Origin of the sequence: Streptomyces sp. NPDC007983, assembly GCF_042958345.1 — a bacterium.
GTDB lineage: Bacteria > Actinomycetota > Actinomycetes > Streptomycetales > Streptomycetaceae > Streptomyces.
Window position 1 is genome coordinate 138,839 of record NZ_JBIBJI010000018.1, and the last position, 22,661, is coordinate 161,499.

16 protein-coding genes and 1 pseudogene are annotated in these 22,661 nt (G+C 70.5%); 6 read left to right on the forward strand and 11 right to left on the reverse strand.

What is annotated here, in order from left to right; genetic code table 11:
* Positions 1-11: 11 nt before the first annotated feature.
* On the forward strand, positions 12-1,238 hold the full coding sequence (locus tag ACFZCY_RS36990; RefSeq protein ID WP_391183601.1) for an MFS transporter: 1,227 nt from the start codon (positions 12-14) through the stop codon (positions 1,236-1,238).
* Between the two features lie 14 nt (positions 1,239-1,252).
* On the opposite strand, the gene ACFZCY_RS36995 is transcribed toward ACFZCY_RS36990, so the two are convergent.
* From ACFZCY_RS36995 to ACFZCY_RS37005, 3 genes are read right to left on the reverse strand one after another with little or no spacing between them, the layout of a single operon-like run.
* Positions 1,253-1,627 carry a hypothetical protein gene (locus ACFZCY_RS36995; protein WP_055553857.1) on the reverse strand — a complete coding sequence of 125 codons (375 nt, stop codon included), beginning with the start codon at positions 1,625-1,627 and terminating at the stop codon, positions 1,253-1,255.
* 2 nt (positions 1,628-1,629) lie between these two features.
* Positions 1,630-1,863 (reverse strand): hypothetical protein, encoded by a 234-nt coding sequence (locus ACFZCY_RS37000; RefSeq protein WP_391183604.1) that lies wholly within the window; start codon positions 1,861-1,863, stop codon positions 1,630-1,632.
* Between the two features lie 46 nt (positions 1,864-1,909).
* A complete protein-coding gene (locus ACFZCY_RS37005; protein WP_391183606.1) occupies positions 1,910-2,917 on the reverse strand; it encodes a nitrilase-related carbon-nitrogen hydrolase in 1,008 nt (335 codons plus the stop codon).
* Positions 2,918-3,125: 208 nt separating this feature from the next.
* On the opposite strand from ACFZCY_RS37005, the pseudogene ACFZCY_RS37010 reads away from it, so the two are divergent.
* A pseudogene (locus tag ACFZCY_RS37010) lies at positions 3,126-4,112 on the forward strand (aldo/keto reductase).
* Between the two features lie 15 nt (positions 4,113-4,127).
* Here the strand turns inward: ACFZCY_RS37010 and ACFZCY_RS37015 are convergent.
* The 3 genes from ACFZCY_RS37015 to ACFZCY_RS37025 form a co-directional block, all read right to left on the reverse strand.
* On the reverse strand, positions 4,128-6,083 hold the full coding sequence (locus ACFZCY_RS37015) for a cellulase family glycosylhydrolase (protein WP_391183609.1): 1,956 nt from the start codon (positions 6,081-6,083) through the stop codon (positions 4,128-4,130).
* Positions 6,084-6,172: 89 nt separating this feature from the next.
* On the reverse strand, positions 6,173-7,633 hold the full coding sequence (locus tag ACFZCY_RS37020; RefSeq protein WP_391183611.1) for an FG-GAP-like repeat-containing protein: 1,461 nt from the start codon (positions 7,631-7,633) through the stop codon (positions 6,173-6,175).
* Between the two features lie 96 nt (positions 7,634-7,729).
* The gene (locus tag ACFZCY_RS37025) at positions 7,730-8,764 is read right to left on the reverse strand and encodes a GTP-binding protein (protein WP_391183613.1); all 1,035 of its coding nucleotides are present in this window, start codon (positions 8,762-8,764) and stop codon (positions 7,730-7,732) included.
* Between the two features lie 571 nt (positions 8,765-9,335).
* On the opposite strand from ACFZCY_RS37025, the gene ACFZCY_RS37030 reads away from it, so the two are divergent.
* The 3 genes from ACFZCY_RS37030 to ACFZCY_RS37040 are packed head-to-tail and all read left to right on the forward strand — an operon-like array spanning position 9,336 to position 12,978.
* Positions 9,336-10,868 (forward strand): amino acid adenylation domain-containing protein, encoded by a 1,533-nt coding sequence (locus ACFZCY_RS37030; RefSeq protein WP_391183686.1) that lies wholly within the window; start codon positions 9,336-9,338, stop codon positions 10,866-10,868.
* A complete protein-coding gene (locus ACFZCY_RS37035; protein ID WP_391183616.1) occupies positions 10,865-12,184 on the forward strand; it encodes a hypothetical protein in 1,320 nt (439 codons plus the stop codon). The genes ACFZCY_RS37030 and ACFZCY_RS37035 overlap by 4 nt, the downstream gene beginning before the upstream one ends.
* Before the next feature lie 26 nt (positions 12,185-12,210).
* Positions 12,211-12,978 (forward strand): enoyl-CoA hydratase-related protein, encoded by a 768-nt coding sequence (locus ACFZCY_RS37040; RefSeq protein ID WP_391183618.1) that lies wholly within the window; start codon positions 12,211-12,213, stop codon positions 12,976-12,978.
* Positions 12,979-13,035: 57 nt separating this feature from the next.
* On the opposite strand, the gene ACFZCY_RS37045 is transcribed toward ACFZCY_RS37040, so the two are convergent.
* The 5 genes from ACFZCY_RS37045 to ACFZCY_RS37065 form a co-directional block, all read right to left on the reverse strand.
* On the reverse strand, positions 13,036-14,043 hold the full coding sequence (locus ACFZCY_RS37045) for an aldo/keto reductase (protein WP_391183621.1): 1,008 nt from the start codon (positions 14,041-14,043) through the stop codon (positions 13,036-13,038).
* Positions 14,044-14,111: 68 nt separating this feature from the next.
* Complete coding sequence (locus ACFZCY_RS37050; RefSeq protein ID WP_391183625.1) at positions 14,112-16,661, reverse strand: beta-L-arabinofuranosidase domain-containing protein; 2,550 nt, start codon at positions 16,659-16,661, stop codon at positions 14,112-14,114.
* 121 nt (positions 16,662-16,782) lie between these two features.
* On the reverse strand, positions 16,783-18,213 hold the full coding sequence (locus tag ACFZCY_RS37055; RefSeq protein WP_391183627.1) for an RICIN domain-containing protein: 1,431 nt from the start codon (positions 18,211-18,213) through the stop codon (positions 16,783-16,785).
* Positions 18,213-20,120 carry a family 43 glycosylhydrolase gene (locus ACFZCY_RS37060; RefSeq protein WP_391183630.1) on the reverse strand — a complete coding sequence of 636 codons (1,908 nt, stop codon included), beginning with the start codon at positions 20,118-20,120 and terminating at the stop codon, positions 18,213-18,215. Before ACFZCY_RS37060 ends, ACFZCY_RS37055 begins: the two co-directional genes overlap by 1 nt.
* A gap of 137 nt (positions 20,121-20,257) precedes the next feature.
* Positions 20,258-21,046, reverse strand: a complete 789-nt coding sequence (locus tag ACFZCY_RS37065) for a hypothetical protein (RefSeq protein ID WP_391183633.1) — start codon at positions 21,044-21,046, stop codon at positions 20,258-20,260.
* 500 nt (positions 21,047-21,546) lie between these two features.
* Here ACFZCY_RS37065 and ACFZCY_RS37070 point away from each other — a divergent pair, with 500 nt between their 5' ends.
* Complete coding sequence (locus ACFZCY_RS37070; protein WP_391183635.1) at positions 21,547-22,632, forward strand: MerR family transcriptional regulator; 1,086 nt, start codon at positions 21,547-21,549, stop codon at positions 22,630-22,632.
* Positions 22,633-22,661: the final 29 nt, after the last annotated feature.

The following is a 22,661-nucleotide window of genomic DNA, read 5'->3' on the forward strand; positions in this document are numbered from 1 at the left end:
CGGAGCCCTTCTTGTCCGCCGATCCTCGCACCAGCAGTCCCTTCAAGCAGCCCAAGGCCGTGTGGGCCGTCGCCTTCGCGTGTGTCATCTCCTTCATGGGCATCGGCCTCGTGGATCCGATCCTGCCCGCCCTCTCCAGCAAGCTGCGGGCCACGCCCAGCCAGGTGTCGCTGCTGTTCACCAGCTATCTGGTGGTCACGGCGGTGGCCATGCTGGTCACCGGTTTCGTCTCCAGCCGCATCGGTGCCAAGCGCACCCTGGTCGCCGGTCTGGTGCTCATCGTGCTCTTCAGCGCGGCGGCGGGGGCGTCCGGTGGCATCGACGGGATCGTCGGCTTCCGCGCGGGCTGGGGGCTGGGGAACGCCCTGTTCATCGCCACCTCGCTGGCCGTCATCGTCGGCTCGGCCAGCGGCGGCTTCGCGGGCGCCATCATCCTCTACGAGACCGCCCTCGGCATCGGCATCGCGGTCGGCCCGCTGCTCGGCGGGGAACTCGGCGGCATCAGCTGGCGCGGGCCGTTCTTCGGCGTGTCGGTCCTCATGGCCATCGCCCTGATCGCGACCATCGTGCTCGTCGAGCCCACCCCCACCCCGGTGCGCCGCGCCTCGGTCCTGGACCCGCTGAGGGCGCTGCGCCACCGCGGGCTGCTCACCATGGGGCTGACCGCGCTTCTCTACAACTGGGGCTTCTTCACGGTGCTGGGCTACGCGCCCTTCCCGATGGACCTGGGCACCCATGAGCTGGGCTACGTGTTCACCGGCTGGGGCCTGTTCGTCGCCTTCTTCTCCGTCTTCGGCGCGCCCTGGCTGCAGGCCCGGCTGGGCATAGCCCGCGCGCTGTATCTGAATCTGACGCTGTTCGCCCTCGACATCCTCGTCATCGCGGTGTTCACCGATTCCAGGGCGACTCTGATCGCGGCGGTCGTCGTGGCGGGTGCCTTCATCGGCGTGAACAACACCATCACCACCCAGGCGGTGATGACCGTCGCGCCCGTCGAACGGCCCGTCGCCTCGGCCGCGTACGGCTTCGTCCGGTTCATCGGTGGCGGTCTTGCGCCGTACGCCGCGGGCAAGCTGGCCGAGCGCACCGGGGTGCACACCCCGTTCTACGTGGGGGCCGCCGCCGTCGCCCTCGGCATCGCCGTCCTGGCCACCGGCCACTCGCTGCTCGCCGACGCGGAACGGGCGCAGATAGCGGAGGCGCGGGCGGCCGAGGCCGCCTCGGTTCCCGCAGGCTGAGCGGAACGCAGCGGTCAGATGCGCCAGGAGCGGATGCGGCCCGCCGCGTCGAAGACGTCCGCCTTGCTGGACAGGATGTCGCGGACCAGGTCGATCAGCGCGCCGTAGGGCGGGTCGATGCCCTCGCCGGACGCGTGCATATAGGCCACGGCGGTCGCGCTGGCGAAGCGCGCGTTGCTCGCCGGGAGCGGCCTGAGCATGGCGAGCGTGTGCAGCAGCGCCGCGGCCCGCCACGCCGGGTCGGGATCGACACCCAGGCGCGGCGGGTCGACGCGGTGGCGGGCCACGGCGGCGACCAGCCCCGAGAAGTCGGAGATGGCCGGCTGTTCGGGCAGGACCTCCTCATGGCGCTGGAGCAGCCACGGGACGTCGATATGAAGCGGCGGCATCGTCAGGCGGCCTGTCCGCGGTGTTCGTCGTCCGGGAACGCGTCCGCGAAGGCGTCCGCGTTGTCCGCGAAGAACCGGCGGAAGACCTCGGCACCTTCCTGCAGAGCGCGGTGGCGGGCGATGTCGGCGACGGTCGCCTCGCGGACGATGGCCTTCATCGTCGTCCCGCGTTCCTTGGCGATCTGGCGGAGGTCCTCAAGTTCCCGATCGCTGAATTCCACATTGAGTGCTGACATGCGGAATACCCTACTCGGCCGGTACCCCGACAGCAATCGCCGCAGCTCACATGATGTTTTTGTAGGTACTTGACAACCGTTGGGGAGTGTCCGCGCCGGGCGGCCGGGCACCGCTGCCATCCACTCGTACGAACGGCTCGCGCACCTCATGGCTCGTCAGGGCACGGTAGGCGGCGGGGCGCCGGAACGCGTTCCCCCAGGTTTCGCGGCGCCGGTGGTCGCGGAGCGCGTCGAGGTCGAAGACCGCCGGGTAGACGCCCTCGGCCTCGCCCGCCTCGATCACGAGCATGTCCCGGGAGCGCCCGTCGGCGAAGGAGATGCCGTCGAAGGCGATGGAGTGCCCCCAGCCGGGTCCCGCGTAGTTGGCCATGGCCAGGGCGGTCATGTTCTCGTACGCGCGGGCCCGGAACTGGCTGAGCCGGTTGATCTCCAGATCGCAGGCGTTCGGGGTGAGGACGAGTTCCGCACCGGCGAGCATCAGGGCGCGGGCGCTCTCCGGGAACTCCCGGTCGTAGCAGATCATCGCCCCCGTCATGACCTCGCCCGCCGCGGTGTCCAGGGCGCACACCTCGAAGCCCTCCCCCGGGGTGAGGACGGCCTCGGGCACGTCGAAGGCGCAGGTGTGCACCTTGGCGTAGGTGAGGGCGAGGCGGCCGTGGCGGTCGATGAGCGAGACGGTGTTGCGCGGCGGCCCGTCCCAGCTCTCCAGATAGGTGAGCGCGATGGCCATGTCGAGTTCGGCCGCCAGCTCGCGGAAGTGGGCGACGAAGGGTCCGTCGCGGGTGATCGCCTCGTCGCCCCATATGGTCTCGTGCGCGGGCAGCGGCGGCGCGGGCGGCGCGCCGTCCCATCGCCGGGGATGGCGGTAGACGTCGTCGCCGGACAGGTCGGCGGCGGCCGGGCGGTAGCCGTTGCTCCACATCTCGGGGAAGAGCGCGATGTCCGCACCGAGGGCCTTGGCCCGGCGGCAGGCGGCGTCACCGGTGGCGAGGTTCGCCCGCAGGTCTCGGCCGGGAGGGGCGAGTTGGAGCAGGGCGACGGTCAGGATGGTCATGGCTGTTTTCTCCTTCGTCGGCTGTGGGAGCGGAGGCGAAGGAGTGGCCGGTGGACCCCGGGCGCGGGGCGGGCGTCAAAGCATGCCCGCCAGGCTACCCGGCGAGGGAGGCCGCCCGCGAGGGGCCGGACAGGGCGACGGAACGGTGTTCGGCCGGTGCGGGTACGGTGAGCCGCATCACAGGAGATCGCGGGAGGAGAGCGTGACCATGGAGCAGCGGGTGTGCGGCCGGACCGGCCGCGAGGTCTCCGTCGTCGGGCTGGGGACCTGGCAGCTGGGCGCGGGCTGGGGCGATGTCAGCGAGGCGGACGCCCTGGCCGTACTGGAGGCGGCCGTCGAGTCGGGGGTGACGGTCTTCGACACCGCCGATGTGTACGGGGACGGGCGCAGCGAGCAGCTCATCGGGCGCTTTCTGCGGGACCGGCCGGACGCCGGGATCTTCGTGGCCACCAAGATGGGGCGGCGGGCGATGCCGCAGGCCGCGGAGAACTACACGCTGGACAACTTCCGCGCGTGGACCGATCGTTCACGCGCCAACCTGGGCGTGGACACGCTCGATCTTGTGCAGCTGCACTGCCCGCCGTCCTCGGTGCACGCCACCGACGCGGTGTTCGACGCGCTGGACACGCTGGTGGACGAGGGGCGGGTGGCGGCGTACGGGGTCAGCGTGGAGACGTGTGAGGAGGCGCTGACGGCGATCGCCCGGCCGGGAACGGCGAGCGTGCAGATCATCCTCAACCCGTTCCGGCTCAAGCCGCTGGAGAAGGTGGTTCCGGCGGCGGCCGAGGCCGGGGTGGGGATCATCGCGCGGGTGCCGCTGGCGTCCGGTCTGCTGTCGGGCAGGTACACCAAGGACACGCTGTTCGCCGACGACGACCACCGTACGTACAACCGGCACGGCGAGATGTTCGACTAGGGCGAGACCTTCTCGGGGGTGGACTTCGCGGAGGGCGTCGAGGCGGCGGTGGAGTTCGGGAAGCTGGCGCCGGAGGGCGCCACGCCCGCGCAGACGGCGCTGCGGTGGATCGTCCAGCAGCCGGGGGTCACCTCGGTCATCCCCGGCGCGCGCTCCCCCGAGCAGGCGCGGGCGAACGCGGCGGCGGCGGCGCTGCCGCCGCTGCCGCGGCCCACCCTGGACGCCATCGGCGAGCTGTACGACCGGCGGATCCGTGCGCAGGTGCACCACCGCTGGTGACGAGGCCCCCGGGCCTCAGAATCCGCTGTCCGCCGCCCATCGGGTCAGTTCCCGCTGGGCGGCGGCGCGCAGTTCCGCCGAGGGGGCGGCGGTGCCGTCGGCGACGAGGGCGTAGTGCAGGGTGCCGGTGTCTTCTGGCGCGGAGAGCACCAGACGGCGGGTGTCGGCGCCGCCGGGCTCGGCCGCGGTGGCGATGGGGTGGTCGGCGGTGTGCCCCTGGGCGGTGTACGCGGGCGGGCCGGTGACGGCGCCCAGGTCGGAGACGACGGTGGTGGTGGCGGGGTCGAAGTCGCGGGGCAGGTGCAGTTCGGTGGGGGCGTCGGTGCGGCCGTCGGAGCGCCACACCAGGAGGCCGTAGCGGCCGGAGCCGGTGAGTCGCGCGACGTTGGGGAGTGAGCTGGGGATGCGGTCCCAGCTGAGGGTGGTACCGCCGTCGCGTGAGCGGTCCTCGAAGGTGAACGCGAGCGTGCGGCCCGCCACGGCACGCGGGTAGAGGCGGTCGAGCAGCCGGGCGTCCTGACGCAGCTGGGCGTTGCCGGAGTCGTCGAGGCGTACGGCGGAGAGGTCCTCGTCGTTCCAGGCGTCGCCGTCGGTGAGGACCTTCGAGGTGTTGCCGTTCATCGCCTCGTGGTGGCGGCCGTTGTAGATGTCCCACTGCCACTGGGTGGAGGAGAGGGCGGGGCCGGAGGCGGCGGGCCTGATCCACCAGGTGGCGCCGGGGAGGCGGGAGTCGAGCGCCTGGTACATGCCCTTGAGGACGGTGGGCGCCTTGTCGGAGGTGAAGCCGGTGAGCGGATGGCCGAACTCGCTCATGACGGCCGGGGTGCCCAGGGCGGTGGCGCGGTCGCGGACGGCGCCGAAGTCGGTCGAGTACTGGCCGTCGGCGGCCTTGCCGGGCATGAAGATGCCGGAGATGGCCTTCTGGTCGTAGTAGTGGGTGTTGAAGACATAGCGGGAGCCGGGCTTCCCCACGTCGAGCAGCCCGCCCTCCTGGCGCTGGAAGTCCAGGTTGGAGTTCCAGAACATGTTGGGCTCGACGAAGGCGGGTTTGTCCCGCCAGCCGGCGGCGTCCATGCGGGCGCGGAACTTCTCGTAGAACGGCCACAGCACGTTCTTCTCCCAGGTGCGGCTCTTCTCACCGTCGTCGTAGACGCCCGCGTAGGGCTCGTTGAGCGGGTCGAAGCCGGTGACGCGGGCGAACGCGTCGGCGGAGAGGTGCTGGGCGAAGTAGGACATGGTCTTCTCGGCGGTGGCGAGGAAGGCGTCCTGGACGCGCACGGTTCCGGCGCCGGTGGTCAGCGCGCGGTTGTGCCAGAAGTCGCGGGTGGCCTTCATGACGGCCTGGTTCTGGGTGATGTTCTGGCCCCAGTGGGCGCAGATGCCGCAGGACTCCTTGCCGTAGCCGCCCGCGTCGACGACCCATTTCGGGGCGCCGTCGCCGCTGTACCAGCTGTCCTTGTCGAAGAGGTGGCCGGAGTAGAGGTCCTGGTGGAAGTCGGGGAAGACCCGGATTCCGGCGTCGAGGAAGGCCTTCATCTGGGCGGTGGCCTGCTCCAGGTAGCCGGTGTCCACCTCGCCGGGCCGGGGTTCGGCGTGGGCCCAGGAGAGCAGGAAGCGCACCGAGTTCGCCCCGGTCAGATTCCGCATCGCGGCGGCGGACTTCCGGGCGTCGGCGACATCGGCGAAGGGGAGGCCTCCGTTCTCCTCCAGCTTGGTCTCGCCGGAGACGTTGAAGCCGCGGAGCACGACCTCGCGGCCGTGGCCGTCGGCGAACCGGGCCCCGTCCGTGGTCACCTCGTCCGCGGCCCGTCCGTCGAACCAGGGCGTCTCGGCGGCGGCCGCCGGGGTGCCCGGGGCCGCGACCGCGGCCACCAGCAGAACGGCCGCCCCGAGCAGCCCTGTACGACCCGCTCGGGGTCGGCCGTTCCGTAGCCTCAAAGTCGCGGTGCCTCGCGTCCCATGCGTCGCCATGGACACTACCGTCCAGTAGACATGAAGAAACGTCAACTAGTGGCGCACGGCGGATCGTTCGGCGTCCGCAACCCGTCACCGGGTCCCGGTTACCGCGAGAAACCGGCCCCCAGGGCCGCGCCCGCTTCCGGGGCGCCGAGTGTGTCGGGCCCGAAGGAGACGACGCCGTCGGTCGTGAGCCCGGCCGCCTTGCCGCGCAGCACCCAGGCGGCACCGCTGGTGGCGTGGGCGCCGTCCTCGTCGGGGGCACCGGCGGCGAGGTCCGCCGCGCCGTCGCCGTTGGTGTCGGTGAGCCGCACCGCCGCGCCGAAGCGGTCGCCCGCCTCCGCGACGCCGGGGACCCCGGCGGTGTCCTGGGTGAACGCCTGGGCACCGGTGCCGGACAGCCCGCCCGAGCCGCCGTACAGCTGGACGACGCTGCCCGCGTCCTTCTGGCCGGCCTCCAGGTCCTCGTACGGGATGCCGACCGCGACGTCCGCGTAGCCGTCGCCGTTGACGTCGTCGGCGCTGAGCGAGTAGCCGAACTGGTCGCCGTCCTCGTTGACGCCCGGCACCCCGGCGGTGTTCTGGTCGATGGTCTTGGTGCGGGTGGTGCTCGGCCCCGAAGCGGTGCCGTAGAACACCTTGAGCGTGCCGTGGTCGTACGGCAGTTCCTCGACGACGTTGTCGGGGACGGTGCGCACGATCAGGTCGCCGTAGCCGTCCTTGTCGACGTCGCCGATGGCGGTGGTGGCGGCGTCGGTGAGCCTGGTGGGCGTCTTCCCGAGCCCGTCCGTGCCACCCTTCCAGACGAGGGTGGCCTCGGACATCTCCTCGAAGGCGTGGGTGCTGACCAGCTCGTCCTTGCCGTCACCATTGAGGTCGCCCGCGGTCAGGCTGGTCGGCCGGTCGATCTTGTTGGTGTCGACGGTGGCGCTCCCCGCCGCTTCGCCCGCACGGTTGAACGGTCCGAACCGGACGCGCAGTCCGGTCCGCTCGTCCAGGTCCGAGCCCTTGTTGACGATGACCTGATCGACCAGGTCGGCGTGGCCGTCGCCGTTGAAGTCGCCGCCGGCGATGATGCTGGAGCCGAAGTTGTCGCCGTCACCCTCGGGCAGCTGGGTGCCGCCGGTCAGGCCGTTGGCCGAGCCCCACAGGACGGTGACGGCCGGCTTGTCGCCGACCTCGATCGCCAGGTCGGTGTAGCCGTCGCCGTCCAGGTCGCGGGCGACCGTCCGGCTTCCGAAGTACGCCGAGGCGTCGGGTTCGCCGGGGACGCCCTCGGTGGCCTGGCTGATGATCTGCCGGTGGGCGGTGTCCGTGCCCGAGGCCGATCCGTAGACGACGGCGACATAACCGGCCTTGGCCTTGCCGTCCACGGTGCCGGCCGGCGCGGAGACGGCGAGGTCCGCGTAACCGTCCTTGTTGAAGTCGGCCCGCGGCGCGGAAGCCGCGGCGGTGGCGCGGGCCTCGGCGGCGCCCGCCGAGGGGGCGGCGAGTAAGGCGGGGGTGGTCACAAGCGCGACCACCGTGGCGCAGCGCGCGACGGTGGAAAGGGAACGGGGCCGCACATATCCTCCAGCTCGTTGGTGAGCGTTTACCTCACGTACACCCACCAGGACAGCTGGAGTTGCCAAAGGGTTGCGCATCCGGGCATAGGGAATCCACTAGTCCGCTTGGTCCACGTAGCGCAGCACCCCCATCATGTGCCGCTCATCCACCTCCTCCGGGCGGGTCGCGACGCAGTCGGTCAGCCGCTTGGTGAGGGTGTCGGCGTCGATGCCGGTACCGATCATCACCAGCTGGGTGGTGCGGGGTTCCCCGCGCTCCCAGGGCACCGGCTGGAACCGGAGGTACCCGCCGACGGCGTGCAGTCCGTAGGTGGGCCGCGGGTCGGCGCCCGCGAAGTGGACGAAGCCCTTGAGGCGGTACAGGCCCGCGGGCCGGGCGTCGAGGAATGCCATGAAGCGGCGCGGGTCCAGCGGCTCGGCCGAGGTGAATTCGACGCTCTGGTACGCGGCGTGGAGATGGCGGTCGTGGTCGTGGTCCTCGGCGCACACATCGGCGAACGACAGCTGCCAGAAACGCTCTTCGGGAGTGTCCCGGGGCTCGTGGTCGAAGAGCAGTCCGGGGTCGACGCGGCCGTGTTCGGCGGTGATGACGGGCAGCCCCGGGGCGATCCCGGCGACGGTTTCCAGAACGCGCCCCCGCTCGTCCTCCCCCACCCGGTCGGTCTTGTTCAGCACGATCAGGTCGGCGTCGCGCACATGGCGGTCCAGCTCGGGATGGCGGTCGCGGGTGCTCGCGAACTCCGCGGCGTCCACGACCTCCACCAGACCCCCGTAGCGGATGCGCTCATTGCCGCTGGACAGCAGCGTACGGATCATGCTCTGCGGTTCGGCCAGGCCGCTCGCCTCGATCACGATGACGTCGATGTGCAGCTCCGGGTCGGTGAGCCGGTCGAGCATTTCGTCCATCTCGGAGGCGTCCGCGGCGCAGCACAGACAGCCGTTCTCGATGGGGATCATCGAGTCGACCTGTCCGGCGACGGCCATGGCGTCGATGTTGATGCTGCCGAAGTCGTTGACGATGACCCCGATCCGGGTGTCCACGCTGTCGCGCATCAGATGGTTGAGCATCGTGGTTTTTCCGGAACCCAGGAAACCCGTGATGAGAAGGACCGGGATCCGTTGTGTGGCCAAGGTTCTGTCTCCGTGCGGCGATGCGTGGGCGGTGCGGGCGGGCCGTTCATGCTATCGGGACGCCCCGCCCGCATCATCCGGGGCGGATCTCGGCCATCGGCGGGCAGGCTGATGCGCTGTCAGTTTCGGGGGTGCCGCCCCGCTTCGGTCATTACCAGGTCGTCATCAAGGCCACAAGGCGTACCTTTCCGCGCGGGCGCACTCTAGTGGGATCCTGGCCAACTTGCGCCCATCGCCCGTCTTCCATGCGCCCCGCACGGGTCCTTAAGCTCTCGAACAAGCGAGACGGCTGATCACCACATGCCACACGATGTGCTTGTGACCGGGTCGGCGGCGTCCTGATTTTTTCGCCGAAGTGCCACCTTCGCACCTCATACGGCTCATCACTTTTCACCCTTCACCCGCACCTGGGCCCCTTGTGCCCGCACCCGGCTCCATCAGCCGAACGATGACCGACTTGTCGAACGAGAGTGGGCGACATATGCGGATACACACCGTGCGTCAGCAACCCGGCAGGCTTCCGGGCGCAGCCCCGGACTGGCCCGCCGATCCCCTTCGGCACCTCTCCGGCATGGACCGGCGGCTGTTCCAGCGGTACGGCCAGGGGCCGGTGGCCACGCTGTCCTGTTCCCTGATCCACCAGGCCATCGAGCGGCACGCCGCCGCTTCCCCGCTGGCCGTCGCGGCCGAGCACCTCGGCGAGACGATCACCTACGGGGAGCTGGACCGGCAGGCCGGACGGCTGGCGGCCCGGCTCGTCCGGCTGGGCGTACGCCCCGGTGATCACGTCGCGCTGTTCGTCCGGCGCTCCCTCCCCCTGCTCGTCGGCCTGCTGGCCACCCTGAAGGCGGGCGCGGCCTATGTGCCGCAGGACGTGGGGCTGGCGCCCCCGGCCCAGCTCGGCCATGTCATCCGCACGGCATCGACCCGGGTGATCCTGACGACGTCCGGCTACGCGGACCGGATACCGGTGCCGCCCGGCCACACCGTCATCCCGCTCGACACCGCGATGGCCGAACCCTTCGACGGTGAGGAGACCGGACGCCCCTTCGTGCCCGCCCGGCCCGTGACGCCGGACGACGGCTGCTATGTGCTCTTCACCTCCGGCACCACGGGAGCGCCCAACGGGGTCACCGTCACCCATCGCAATGTGTGCAACCTCCTGCTCACCGAGCCGGGGGACCTGGGGATGCGGCCCGGGATGCGGGTGTCCCAGATCCTCAATGTGGCCTTCGACATGGCCGCGTGGGAGATCCTCGGCTGTCTGAGCCACGGCGCCACCCTCGTCATCCGCGGCGCCGACATCGCCGCGACGGTACGCCGGGTTGACGTGGTCATCGCGACCCCGACCGTGCTCAGCGCGGTCGACCCGGAGCTGTGCGCACGGATCAAGGTGGCGGCCGTCGCCGGGGAGCCGTGTCCGCGCTCGCTCGCGGACCGCTGGGCCCGGGTCTGCGCCTTCTACAACGCGTGCGGGCCGACCGAGACCACCATCGTCAACACCATGCAGCGCCATGACCCGGCGGCGCTGCGGCTGACCATCGGACGGCCGACCCCCAACAACACCGTGTATGTCCTGGACGCCGAGCGGCGCCCGTGCGCCATCGGCGAGACCGGCGAGATGTGGGCGGGCGGCGACTGCGTGTCGGCGGGCTATCTGCGCAATCCGCGGCTCACCGCGGAACGGTACGCGCCCGATCCGTTCCTCGGCGGCGGGCGGCTGATGTTCCGCACCCGCGACCTGGGCCGCTGGACGCCCGACGGCGAGCTGGAACATCTGGGCCGCACCGACGACCAGGTCAAGGTGCGGGGTTTCCGGGTCGAACTGGACTCGGTGTCGGCCGTCCTCGAGGCGGTCCCCGGCTGCGTCCGCGCGGTGACGCTCAAGCTGGACGACCGCAGTCTGGTGTCCTTCGCCGCCCCGCTGCGGGTCGACCCCGATGCGGCGCTGCGGGCCGTGGCCCGGGCCCTCCCCTACTACTGCGTGCCGGTGGCCGTCCACACCCTGCCGGTGCTGCCGCTCACCAGCCGCGGCAAGGTCGACAAGGCGGCCCTGCTGCGGCTGGCCGCCGAGCGCCGCACGGCCGGTGGGGTGGCGTCATGACCACACCCCGCGCCGAAGCGCCGCCGCGCGCCGCGCAGCCGCCGCTGCCGCCCCGGACACCGGGGCTGCGCGGGCTGCTGAAGCATCCGCGCCTGATGCACTACAACCGCCTCATCGCCCTGGTCCTCGCGGTCAACCTGGCCTTCCTGCTGTCCCGTTCGGGCGAGGGCCTGCCGCCTCGTACGCTCTCCGACGCGGCGCTCGTCAACTTCGCGGTCGCCATCGTCATCCGTCAGCAGTACGTCATCAATCTGCTCTTCCGCATGGCCACCGCGCCGCCCGTCAGCTGGCCGCTGAGGATCCGGTGGACGCTGGCCAAGGTCTACCACTTCGGCGGGGTGCACGTCGGCGGGGCCCTCGCGGGCACGGTCTGGTTCCTCGCCCTGGTGGGCTCGCTGACCCGGCACGCCGCCCCGGCCGCGACGCTCGCCGTCTCGTACGCCCTGGTCGTCCTGCTGCTGGGGATCACGGCCACCGCGCTGCCGCCCTTCCGGGCACGGTTCCACGACCACTTCGAGAGGACGCACCGCTTCGGCGGCTGGGCGGCGCTCGCGCTCTTCTGGGCGCAGACCGTGCTGACCACCCTCGACGGGCCCGGCGGCGGGTCCGCCGCCGGGCGGCTGCTGACGGCGCCGGGGGTCTGGGTACTGGCCTTGATCACCTTCAGTGTGGCGCTGCCGTGGCTGCGGCTGCGCCGGGTGGCGGTGGCCGTCGAGCGCCCCTCCGCGCATGTGGCGCTCGCCCGTTTCCACCACGGAGTGACGCCCTTCGCCGGGTCCTCGACCGCGATCAGCCGCAGCCCGCTGCGGGAATGGCACTCGTTCGCCAATGTGCCCGCGCCCGGCGAGTCGGGCTTCCGGCTCACCATCTCCCGCGCCGGGGACTGGACCGGGAAATTCATCGACGACGCGCCGTCCCGGGTCTGGGTGAAGGGCATCACCACCGCGGGCGTGGCCAACATCGAGACGCTGTTCCGCAAGGTGGTCTACGTGGCCACCGGCAGCGGCATCGGCCCCTGCCTCCCCCATCTGCTGGCCCAGCAGGTCCCGGCACGGCTGGTGTGGGCGACCCGCACGCCCCGTACGACCTACGGCGACGCCCTGGTGGACGAGATCCTTGCCGTCCAGCCCGACGCGGTCATCTGGGACACCTCCGAACACGGCAAGCCCGACATGGTCCGGCTCGCCCACGCCGCGTACGCGGACTTCGGGGCCGAGGCCGTCATCTGCATCTCCAACAAGAAGCTCACCTGGCAGGTGGTCCACGGCCTGGAGTGCCGCGGGATCCCCGCGTACGGCGCCATCTGGGACTCGTAGAACCGCTCACCCCCGAGGGAGACACCGTGAACTTCATCAAGATCGAGCGACATGAGCGCGTCGTCACCGTGACGCTGCACCGCCCCGAGGTGCTCAACGCGCTCAGCGGCGGGCTGCTGGCCGAACTGGTCGAGGCGCTGCGTCCGCTGGACCGCGATCCCGGGACCGGCTGCTTCGTGATCCGCGGCTCGGAGCGGGCGTTCGCGGCGGGCGCCGACATCAAGGAGATGGAGCCCAGGACGTCCGTCGAGATGTTCGCCGAGGACTACTTCGCGGGCTGGGACGCCTTCGCCGCGCTGCGCACCCCCAAGATCGCGGCGGTGTCCGGCTACGCGCTGGGCGGCGGCTGTGAGCTGGCGATGATGTGCGACATCATCCTGGCCGCCGAATCGGCCACCTTCGGTCAGCCGGAGATCAAACTGGGCGTGATCCCGGGCATCGGCGGCACCCAGCGGCTGACGAAACTGGTCGGAAAGGCCAAGGCGATGGACCTGATCCTCACCGGGCGCACCATGGGCGCGCAGGAGGCGGAACGCGCCGGGCTGGTCTCCCGGGTCATCCCGGACGACCGGCTGATGGCGGAGGCGGCGGCGGTGGCCGCGACCGTCGCCTCGTACGGCACACCGGCCGTCATGGCGGCGCGCGAGGCGGTGGAGCGGGCGCTGGAGGTGGGGCTGCGCGAGGGGATGCTGTTCGAACGGCGCGCCTTCCACGCGCTGTTCGCCACCGAGGACCAGTCCGAGGGGATGGCCGCGTTCCGTGAGAAGCGCGCTCCGCGCTTCACCGGCCGCTGACCCAAGGGCGCGCCGTGTCCCCGCTCCCGGTGCCGGGAGCGGGGACACGGCGGTTGATCAGGGGATGTCGACGCCCGCCTCGGCGGAGAGGCGGTCGATCTCGGCCAGCTCGGCGTCGCTGAAGCCGGGCGAGTCCAGGACCGCGACGTTCTGCTCCAGCTGGGCGACGCTGCTCGCGCCGATCAGCACGGACACCACCCGCGGATCCCGCAGCACCCAGGCCAGCGCCAGCTGGGCGAGGGTCTGGCCGCGCTCCCCGGCGATCTTGTTGAGGGCGTGCAGCAGCGCGAGGCGCTCCTCGGTGAGCGCGTCGCGCTTGAGGAAGTGGCCGAGCGCCATGCGGGAGTCGGCGGGCACACCGTTCAGATAGCGGTCGGTGAGCTGGCCCTGGGCGAGCGGCGAGAAGGCGATGACACCGGCGCCGGCCGCGGCGGAGGCCTCCAGCACCCCGCCCTCGACCCCGCGCTGGAGCATCGAGTACGGATGCTGGTTGATCAGGTAGGGGGTGCGCAGATCCTTGAGGATCGCGGCCGCCTCCGCGATGGCCTCGGGCGGGTAGTTCGACAGCCCGGCGTAGAGGGCCTTGCCCTGCCGTACGGCGCTGTCGAGCGCCCCCATCGTCTCTTCGAGCGGGGTGTCCGGGTCGAAGCGGTGGGAGTAGAACACATCGACGTAGTCCAGGCCCATGCGGGTCAGCGACTGGTCGAGGCTGGCCAGCACGTACTTGCGCGAGCCCCACTCGCCGTACGGCCCGGGCCACATCAGGTATCCGGCCTTGCTCGCGATGAACAGCTCGTCGCGGTAGGGGCGGAAGTCCTGGGCGAAGATCGAGCCGAAGTTGGTCTCGGCGCTGCCGGGTGGCGGCCCGTAGTTGTTGGCCAGGTCGATGTGGGTGACGCCGAGGTCGAAGGCGCGGCGGAGCACGGCGCGCTGGGTCTCGAGCGGGTGGGTGTCGCCGAAGTTGTGCCACAGGCCGAGCGAGACCTTCGGCAGCAGCACACCGCTGCGCCCGCAGCGCTGGTACTGCATGGAGTCGTAGCGGTTCTCCGCCGCGAGGTGGGCCATGTACGTCGTCCTTGTCCATGCCGGTCGGTACGGGGGCGGGCGGGCCGTGGCCCGCCCGCCCGAGCTTGTCAGCTTTCGGCCAGCGTGGCGACCTCATTCGCGCTGAGTGTCCGGCCGTACACGCGGAAGTCGTCGAACGCGGCCCTGAGGTACGGGTCGGGGTACTGCGACTTGCCGAGGTAGGCGGCGCGGATGTGGTTGCCGAAATCGGCGGGTTCGACGGTGACGCGGGTGTTGCGCCCGGCCTCGCGCCCGCCGACGTAGAGCACGGCGGTGCCGCTGCCGTAGGCGACGGCGACATGGGTCCACTGGCCGGTGGGCAGCGGAGCGGCCTCGATGCGCTGTTCCGCGCCGCCTCCGCCCGCGGTGATGGCGAAGCGCAGCTTGCCGGAGTCGGCGACCGGGGTGAGGAACATGTTGGCGGTGACACCGGTGCCGATGTCGAAGATCCGGGTCCACTGGGCGGGGGTGCCGTCCAGCCGGACCCAGGTGGCCAGCGTGTACGCGGTGGCGCCCGCGAGGAGGTCTTCGGCGAGGGTCACATATCCGTCGGTGCCGTTCAGCGCGACGGCGCTGCCGGCCCTGCCGGTGGTCCAGGTGGCGCCGCCGGTGAGCCGGGCGGTCTTGCCTCGGCCGGTGGCGTCGGCGGCGGTGGTGCCGGAGGTCTCGTCGAAGCGGTACCAGGCGGCGAAGGCGGGCGGTGGGGTGGGCGGCTGGCCGCTCAGCCAGTACACGTTGTAGTGCTGGTGGTGGACGCGGGCGACGGGCAGCAGGGTGACGCTCTGCCCGTCCGCGGTGGCGGTGAAGCGCATCGGGCTGGTGGCCTGCTGGACCACGGAGTCCTGTTCGAGGCGCGGCATGGCCATGCCGGTGCGGTCGCCGTACGCCCCGGCGAGCACGACGGGCCCGTACAGCACGGCCTGGATGTCGGGGTCGTCGGGGGTGGGGTCGAGCCGCAGCTTCATCGGCAGGGTCACCTCGACCCGGTCGCCGGTCTTCCACTGCCGGTCGATGATCAGCCAGCTGCCGGGTTTCGGCTGGTCGGGGAGGGTGCTGTCGTTGAGCGTGGCGCGGGCCCCGGACGCCCACGAGGGGATCCGCACCCGCAGTTCCAGGGAGGCGGCGCCGGAGGTGACGGTGAGGGTGGTGGTCTGCTGGTCGGGGAAGCCGGTGGTCTGGCGCCAGGTGATGCCCTTCTCCTGCCAGCGCACCTCGGAGGGGATGAAGAGGTTCACCAGGAGGCTGCGGTCGCCGCGGGTGTAGATGGTGTCGGCGAACTTGGCGTGGGTCTCCATGCCGCTGCCGTGGTCGCAGGAGAAGTTGTCGTAGTCGGTGGAGTACTGGTTCGGGTCGGGGCCCATGAAGGACGGCTGCTGTTTGAAGGAGCCGGGGGCGAGGCCCGTGTAGTAGATGTTGAAGCCGTGGGCCGAGTCGGGGTCCTGTTCGCCGAGCATCTGGTTGAACAGAGTGCGCTCGTAGTAGTCGAGCAGGTCGGTGCGCTCGGGCGCGTGGAAGTGCATCAGCCGGGTGAGCTTGAGCATGTTGTAGCTGTTGCAGTTCTCGCAGCAGCTACCGCTGAGCTGGGCGGCGATGGCGTCCGGTTCGTGGAAGGCCTCGCCGTTGCTGTTGCCGCCGATGACATACGTGTGGTGATCGGTGACGATCTTCCAGAAGTTCTCGCCGATGGTGCGGTAGCGGCTGTCCAGCCCCTCTTCCCACAGCCGCAGGGCGCCGACCATCTTGGGGATCTGGGTGTTGGCGTGGAGGCCGGCGAGCCGGTCCTCGTTCCGGGCGAGCGGGTCGAAGACGCGGGCGTGGGTGAAGCGTTCGGCGACCTTCAGCCACCGGCTGTCGCCGGTGATCGCGTGCAGATCGGCGAGGACGTCGTTCATGCCGCCGTACTCGGTCTCCAGGACGCGCTGCATCTGGTCGTAGCCGAGCCTTCCGGTGCGCGTGTCGACCCAGGCGGCCTGGCGCAGCACGGTCTCCAGGGCCTGGTCGCTGCCCGCGAGCCGGTACTGGTCGACGAGTCCGGCCATGATCTTGTGGATGGTGTAGTACGGGGCCCAGACGCCGCTGCCGGCCTCCAGCCGGTCGAAGAAGTTCTCCGGGAACGCCGACAGATAGCCCGTGCCGTAGCCGGCGGCCGGGGATTTGGCCTGGCAGGCGGCGAGCGCGGCGACCAGCTTGCGGCTCTTGTCGAGCAGTGCGGCGTCGCCGGTGTTGGCGTAGGTCAGGGCGAGGCCGGACAGCAGGTGGCCGGTGCTGTGGCCGCGCAGTTCGGTGGTGGGGCTCTCCCAGCCGCCGCAGGGCCGGGCGCTGCTGGCGATGCCGACGTTGAGCCGGAAGGTGTGCAGCAGCCGGTCGATGTCGACGAAGCGCAGATAGGCGGTGTTGCGGGACTGGTTGTCCTTGAAGGCGCCGGACAGCAGGGTCACGGCGGTGAGCGGGAAGGGCCGGACGCTGGTCAGCGCCCGGGCCCCCCGTGGGGCCGCGGGCGGTGCGGCGCCGGGCGTGGCCGCCGCCGCGGTGCCGCCCGCGGCGGCGGTGAGCATCACGGCCGCGGCCCCTGAGGCGGTGGTGGCGATGAAGTGCCGTCTGTCGACTGGTTCGTTCATGACTTCCCTCACGGAGGTTCGAAATTACGAACAATGTCCGACATCGTGCGCACGTGAAGCTACCGGCACGTCCGGGGATGTCAACAGCTCCGAACGGGAAGGGCCGGAAGGGTGCGGACGGTCAGCCGCGCTGCCACTGCTGGTTGGTGCCGCCCGTGCAGCTCCACTGGATGAGGGCGGCCTTGTCCGCCGTGGACCCGTCGGCCACGTCCAGGCACTTGCCACTGGAACGGGCGGTGAGCCGGACGTATCCGCCGCCGGTGTCCGTGACCTGCCACTGCTGGTCCGTGCCCGTGCCGCAGGCCGACTGGACGACGGCCGCGCCGTCGGCGGTGGAGCCGCCGGCCACGGTCAGGCACTGGGAGCTGTGCCGGGCGACCAGCTGGACGTATCCGCCGCCCGCGCTCCTGGACCAGAACAGCTGGTTGCCGCCGCCGTTGCAGGTGTACTGCACGACCGCGGCGCCATCGGTCTGCGCGGCGGAGACGACATCGGCGCACTTGCCGCTGTGCCGGGCCTTCAGCGTGGTGTACGGGCCGCCGGAGCCGGTCACCGTGCCCGCGGCGGCGTCGATGGTCAGCTGCGGATACCAGTCCATGGTCATGGTGGTCGCGGTGGGGAAGGCCAGCGGCAGCCAGACGTAGCGCGAGTCGTTGACCTTGCCGCCGAAGGAGTTGCCCCAGCGGTCACCCAGGTACAGGTACGAGGTGGTCCGGGCGCCCTGCACCGGCAGGACGTAGGCGGTCTGCGAGCCGTAGGCGGTGGCGTCGCCCACGTCGCGCATCGCGCTCCAGGGACCGGCCAGGCTGGTGGCGGTGGCGTACTGCTGCTGGTTGGGGTTCCAGCCGGTGGCGCCGGAAGTCAGCATGAAGTACACATTGCCGCGTTTGAAGAGCGCCGGGGCCTCGCGGTGGCCGCCGGGCCAGGGGTTGGCGACCAGGCTCGCCACACCGGTGTAGTCGTCGGTCAGCCGGTAGATCTGCAGGTCGTAGTTCTCCCGGGCGGCCGAGATCATGTAGCCGGTGCCGTCGCCGTCCTTGAACAGCGTGATGTCGCGGGACATGTGCTGGTCCAGCGGGCGGAAGCTGCCCCGCCAGGTGTAGTCGCCGTCGACGGTGGCGGAGGTGGCGACGGCCGCGCGCGCCTCGCTGTAGTCGCTGCCGTTCTCCTTGTGCATCCACATCACGAACCGCTTGGTCCGCTCGTTGTAGAGGACCTTGGGCCGCTCGATGTTGGCGGTGGCCAGCTCGGGATCCGTGGCCTGGGTGAGGACGTGGCGGCGGAACTCCCAGGTCTTCAGGTCCGTGGAGCGGTAGGCGGACACGTAGCGGAAGGTGTTGTCCGCGTTGCGGTTCTCACCGAACCAGTAGTAGTACGCGCCGACTTTGATGACTCCGCCGCCGTGCGCGTGCACCGCCTCGCCCGATGTGGTGGTGAACTGCGTGGCGTTGACGATGGTGGCGGGGGCCGCCTGCGCCGTACCGGCGCCCGCCAGCGGGGCCAGCAGCCCGAGGAGGGTGGCCACGACGAGGGCCCACAGACGTCCGCGCATCACACGCTCTCCTTGAGGACGGTGAAGTGGCGGGCGAAGCCGGAGAGCCGGGGCAGCTCCCGGATGGGGGTCCAGGTACGGAAACCGTCGAGGCTGTCGCTGTAGTAGTACTTCTTCTCGGCGTAGCCGTCGAAGAAGATCCGCCACCCACCATTGTCCAGCGGGACCAGCGCCGGTCCCTCGCGCCAGCTGCCCCAGCCCGCCCAGTCGCCGGTGCCGCGCAGGGTGTAGGGACCGCCGAGGCTGGTGGCGGTCGCGTGCTCGATGTACTTCGTCGTCTCCTGCTTGGTGAAGGCGTGGTACTGCCCGCCGTGGCGTACCACGAAGGTGTCGATGTAGTTCGCCTTGTCCAGGCCGGTGAGCGGCTTCGGGGTGGTCCAGGACGAGAGCGAGGCGTTGGTGGCGGTGAGCAGATGCGGCCGGAAGATGTCATCGGGGGTGGCGGTGGTGTCGAGCGACACGATGATGTTGACGCTGCCGCCCGCGTCGACGAAGAACTCGGGCGCCCAGGTGCGTTCGACTCCGGCGAGCGGCAGCGTGTGGTTGCGCACGAAGGTCCAGTTGACGCGGTCGCGGCTGCGCGCGAAACCGATCGTGTTCCCGGTCCAGTTGGTGGTGTAGACGATGTAGTAGTAGCCGTCGGTGTGCTTGATGATGCTGGGGTCGCGGATCAGCTCCGCGGGCGGGGTGTACGCCGGCCCCTTGAGCAGCGTGTAGGTGAGCGCGTCCGGCGAGTCGTACACGTACAGGTTGGATTCGCTGCTGTTGGTGAAGGCGGTCATGGTGTAGCGGGTGGTGGCCCTGGTGTCCGGTGCGGGGCCGTCTGCCACGGGGATGCCGAAGTCCGGGGTGCCGTCGGCCTTCCAGCCGAGGGTCTGGATCCGGGTGTGCCGGTTGGGGTCGTTGAGCGGGTCGCCGGTGATGTCCTTGTACTGGCGGGCGTGGTAGACGAGGACATCGGTGCGGCCGTCCTCGCCGACGGTGAAGGAGTTGTGGCCCGGGCCGTACTGCTTGGTGGTGTCGTTGCTGGTGAAGACCGGCTGGGGGTTCTTCTTCCAGGAGGCGGGGGCCAGCGGGTCGCTGTCCGCGGAGGCGGTGAGCAGCCCCATGCAGTAGTTGGCGTCGGTGGCGCTGGCGGAGTAGGTGAGGAAGAGCTTTCCGTTCTTCTGGAGGACGGACGGGCCCTCGTTGACCTTGTAGCCGCGGGTCTCCCAGTCGTAGGTCGGACGGGAGATCTCCACCTGCGGCCCGGTGATGGTCCAGGGGTTGGCCATCTTGGCGATGTAGATGCTGGAGTTGTTGCCGACGTCCGGGTTGCTCTGGGCCCAGATCAGATAGCGGGTGCCCCGGTGGACGAAGGTGGAGGCGTCGAGGGAGAAGGAGTCGATGGGGGTGGCGATGCGGCCCTTCTCGGTCCAGGTCCCGGCGAACGGGTTGGCGCTCGCGTTCTCCAGCACCCACATCCGGATCTTCCAGACGTCGTTCGCGGGCGCGGACGCGAAGTAGACGTACCACTTGCCGTCGATGAAGTGGATTTCCGGGGCCCAGATGTGGGCGCCCATGTCACCGCTGGCGTGCTTCTTCCAGATCACCGACTCCGACGCGGTGGCCAGGCCCCCCAGGGATCTGGAGCGGCGCAGGATGATGCGGTCGTATTCCGGGGCGGTGGCCGTGAAGTAGTAATAGCCGTCGGTGTGCTTGAAGATATGCGGGTCGGCACGGTTGCGGACCAGCGGATTGGCGTACCGGGCGGCCCTGGCGGTCGTCTCCCGCGCGGAGGGGGCGGCGGCCTCGGCGAGGCCGGGGGTTCCCGCGGCCGCTCCCAGGGCCAGGGCTCCCATCAGGACCAGTCGCCGGCTGGGCTGTCCGTCGCTGCGGCTCGATCGTCGCTCTCCTGCTGTGGGCATGTGGGGGCTCCTGGCTCTCCGTTGATCAACTGATCGTTGATCGAATTTGTTCGGAGATTAAGGGTTCTGATGACTTCCGACAGCCCCTGAGGCAGGTGCGAAAGTTTCGAAAACCGTGGAGCCCCCAGGGACGCTGCTCAGACGAACGTCTGGCGCTGCAGCCAGAGGTCTCTGGCGGTCCCGTTGCCCTGCAGGAACACGTAGAGCAGATTCTCCTCGTTGGCGATGGGGACGCTGATGCCGGCGGAGCCGATGACCCCGCCGAGGGACTGGAAGCCGGTGTAGGTGGTGCCGTTCTCCGTGGTCTGGACGGCGACCCACAGGGCGTTGTCGGTGGCCTTGATGAACACGTTGATCCGGCCGTCCTGGCCCAGGCCGCAGGTGGGCCGCCACACGATCTGCGCGCCCAGGCTCACGGGCGCGTTGAACGAGTCGTAGTCGTCGGTCTGTCCGACGCGCCGGACGGAACCGTCCGAACTCCGGTAGAAGACCTGCACCCGGCCGGCCGCGTCCAGGCACACCGAGGGACGGCTGGTCACGTTGGGAGCGTTGAGCGAGAAGCCCTCCCAGGTGGTGGAGTTCTCGGCTGCCTGCTGGTTGGTGTAGAGGGTTTCGCCGCTGCCCTTGACCGCCACCACGATCCGCCCTCCCCCGTCGAGGATGGGCGACGGCGTGGCGAAGATGGCGCCGCCGAGCGACGCCGCGGTGTTGTACGTCTCGTACTGGAGATCCTGGTTGCGCAGGTACCACAGGGCGTTGTCGGTGCCGGGGAAGAACACGTAGATGCGGCCGTCGGCGCCGAGGGTCGCGGCCGGGTCGTCCCCGATGCCGGTGGCCAGCGTCTGGGGCGCTCCGTACCCGGAGTTGATTGAGGTCTGGGTGATGACTTGCAGATCGTTGCCCGGGGTGCGGTAGAAGACCCGCACCTTTCCGTCCTTCCCGCGGATCGGGGCGGGAATGCCGTCGACGGCCAGGCCCGGGTACTGCTGCCAGGGCCCCCCACCCCCCGTCGCGGGTCTCGAGTCTGCTCCAGAGGACGTTCGAACCGCCCCTGATGAAGACTTGGATCCGGTCGTCGGCCTGGGCCACCGGCGCGGGCTCGGAGTGGATGCCGCCTTGCAGGTTGATCCAGGTGCCCCACACGGTACCGGGCGTGGTGGAAACGGACATGGGTCCTCCCTCGCCTCGTGGCTGCCACGAGTCTGTGCGGATGCCCCGTCATTTCCCGCACCAAGCACAACGAATACCTGAAGAAGACCGAATGAAAGTATATGACTGATAAATATAAACGAGAGAGGTATGTGCTTTTGAATATGGTCCATAGATGGTCTTCGTTGGCCTTGATTGGCCTTGGTTGACCTTCTCCGAGGGGGAAGCTCCAGCATCGTGGTGGCCGGGCGAGGTGCCCGGCGCGAGGAGGGCGGGCATGGGACTGCTGACGATCGGCGCGTTCGCGAAGGCATCGAGGCTGTCCCCCAAGGCGCTCCGCCTGTACGACGAACTCGGGCTGCTGCCGCCCGCCCGTGTCGACCCGCACTCCGGCTACCGCCTCTACGACCCGGCGCAGCTGGAGCGGGCCCGGCTGGTGGCCTGGCTGCGTCGGCTCGGGATGCCGCTGGCCCGGATCCGTACCGTGTGCGAGCTGGATCCGGGCGCGGCGGCGCGGGAGGTCCGCGCGTACTGGGCGCAGGTCGAGGCCGATACGGCGGCCCGGCGTGACCTGGCCGCCTTCCTCGTCGACCAGTTGTCCGGAAAGGACGTCACCATGACTTCTTCTCCCAACTCCCTGGGAATTCGCTACGCCGTGCTCTCCGACCGGGGCTCGGTCCGGACAAGCAACGAGGACGCCGGGTACGCCGGTCCGCGTCTGCTCGCCGTCGCCGACGGCTTCGGCGGCGGCCGGCATGCGAGCGAGGCGGCGATCGAGGCGCTCAAGCCGCTGGAGGCCGAGGTTCCGGGGGCCGAACTGCTGAGCGCCCTGGAGGATGCGGCGCGGCGGGCGCACACCTCGGTGTGCGAGCTGGCCGCGTCCGATCCCGCGCTGCGCGACGTCGGGACGACGCTGACCGCGATGGTGTGGTCGGGGTCCCGGCTGGGCCTGGTGCACATCGGCGATTCGCGGGCGTATCTGCTGCGCGACGGCGAGCTGTTCCAGATCACCCACGACCACACCGTGGTGCAGTCACTGATCGACGAGGGGCGCATCACCATGGCGGAGGCCGCGTCCCACCCCCAGCGAGCGCTGCTGCTGCGGGCCGTGGGCGGCGGGTCGGCGTTCGAGCCCGATCTGGCGCTGCGGGACGCCCTGGCGGGCGACCGGTATCTGCTGTGCTCGGACGGGCTCAGCGGGGTGGTGGCCGCGGAGGAGATCCGGCGTGTGCTGGGCTCGGTGGCCGATCCGGGAGAGGCCGCGCTCGAACTCATCGCCCTCGCCAACCGCGCGGGCGGACCCGACAACGTCACGTGTGGTGTGGCCCATGTGGTGGACGGGGCGGAGCCGCCCGCCGCCTGACGTTCCGTCGCCTCCTCGCACGGACCCGC

Excerpts from the sequence above, each read along its gene's own strand:
- ACFZCY_RS36995 (WP_055553857.1), bottom strand. The coding sequence starts at position 1,627 with ATGCCGCCGCTTCATATCGACGTCCCGTGGCTGCTCCAGCGCCATGAG.
- ACFZCY_RS37000 (WP_391183604.1), bottom strand. The coding sequence starts at position 1,863 with ATGTCAGCACTCAATGTGGAATTCAGCGATCGGGAACTTGAGGACCTC.
- ACFZCY_RS37005 (WP_391183606.1), bottom strand. The coding sequence starts at position 2,917 with ATGACCATCCTGACCGTCGCCCTGCTCCAACTCGCCCCTCCCGGCCGA.
- ACFZCY_RS37015 (WP_391183609.1), bottom strand. The coding sequence starts at position 6,083 with ATGGCGACGCATGGGACGCGAGGCACCGCGACTTTGAGGCTACGGAAC.
- ACFZCY_RS37030 (WP_391183686.1), top strand. The coding sequence starts at position 9,336 with ATGGACCGGCGGCTGTTCCAGCGGTACGGCCAGGGGCCGGTGGCCACG.
- ACFZCY_RS37035 (WP_391183616.1), top strand. The coding sequence starts at position 10,865 with ATGACCACACCCCGCGCCGAAGCGCCGCCGCGCGCCGCGCAGCCGCCG.
- ACFZCY_RS37045 (WP_391183621.1), bottom strand. The coding sequence starts at position 14,043 with ATGGCCCACCTCGCGGCGGAGAACCGCTACGACTCCATGCAGTACCAG.
- ACFZCY_RS37050 (WP_391183625.1), bottom strand. The coding sequence starts at position 16,661 with ATGAACGAACCAGTCGACAGACGGCACTTCATCGCCACCACCGCCTCA.
- ACFZCY_RS37055 (WP_391183627.1), bottom strand. The coding sequence starts at position 18,213 with ATGCGCGGACGTCTGTGGGCCCTCGTCGTGGCCACCCTCCTCGGGCTG.
- ACFZCY_RS37060 (WP_391183630.1), bottom strand. The coding sequence starts at position 20,120 with ATGCCCACAGCAGGAGAGCGACGATCGAGCCGCAGCGACGGACAGCCC.
- ACFZCY_RS37070 (WP_391183635.1), top strand. The coding sequence starts at position 21,547 with ATGGGACTGCTGACGATCGGCGCGTTCGCGAAGGCATCGAGGCTGTCC.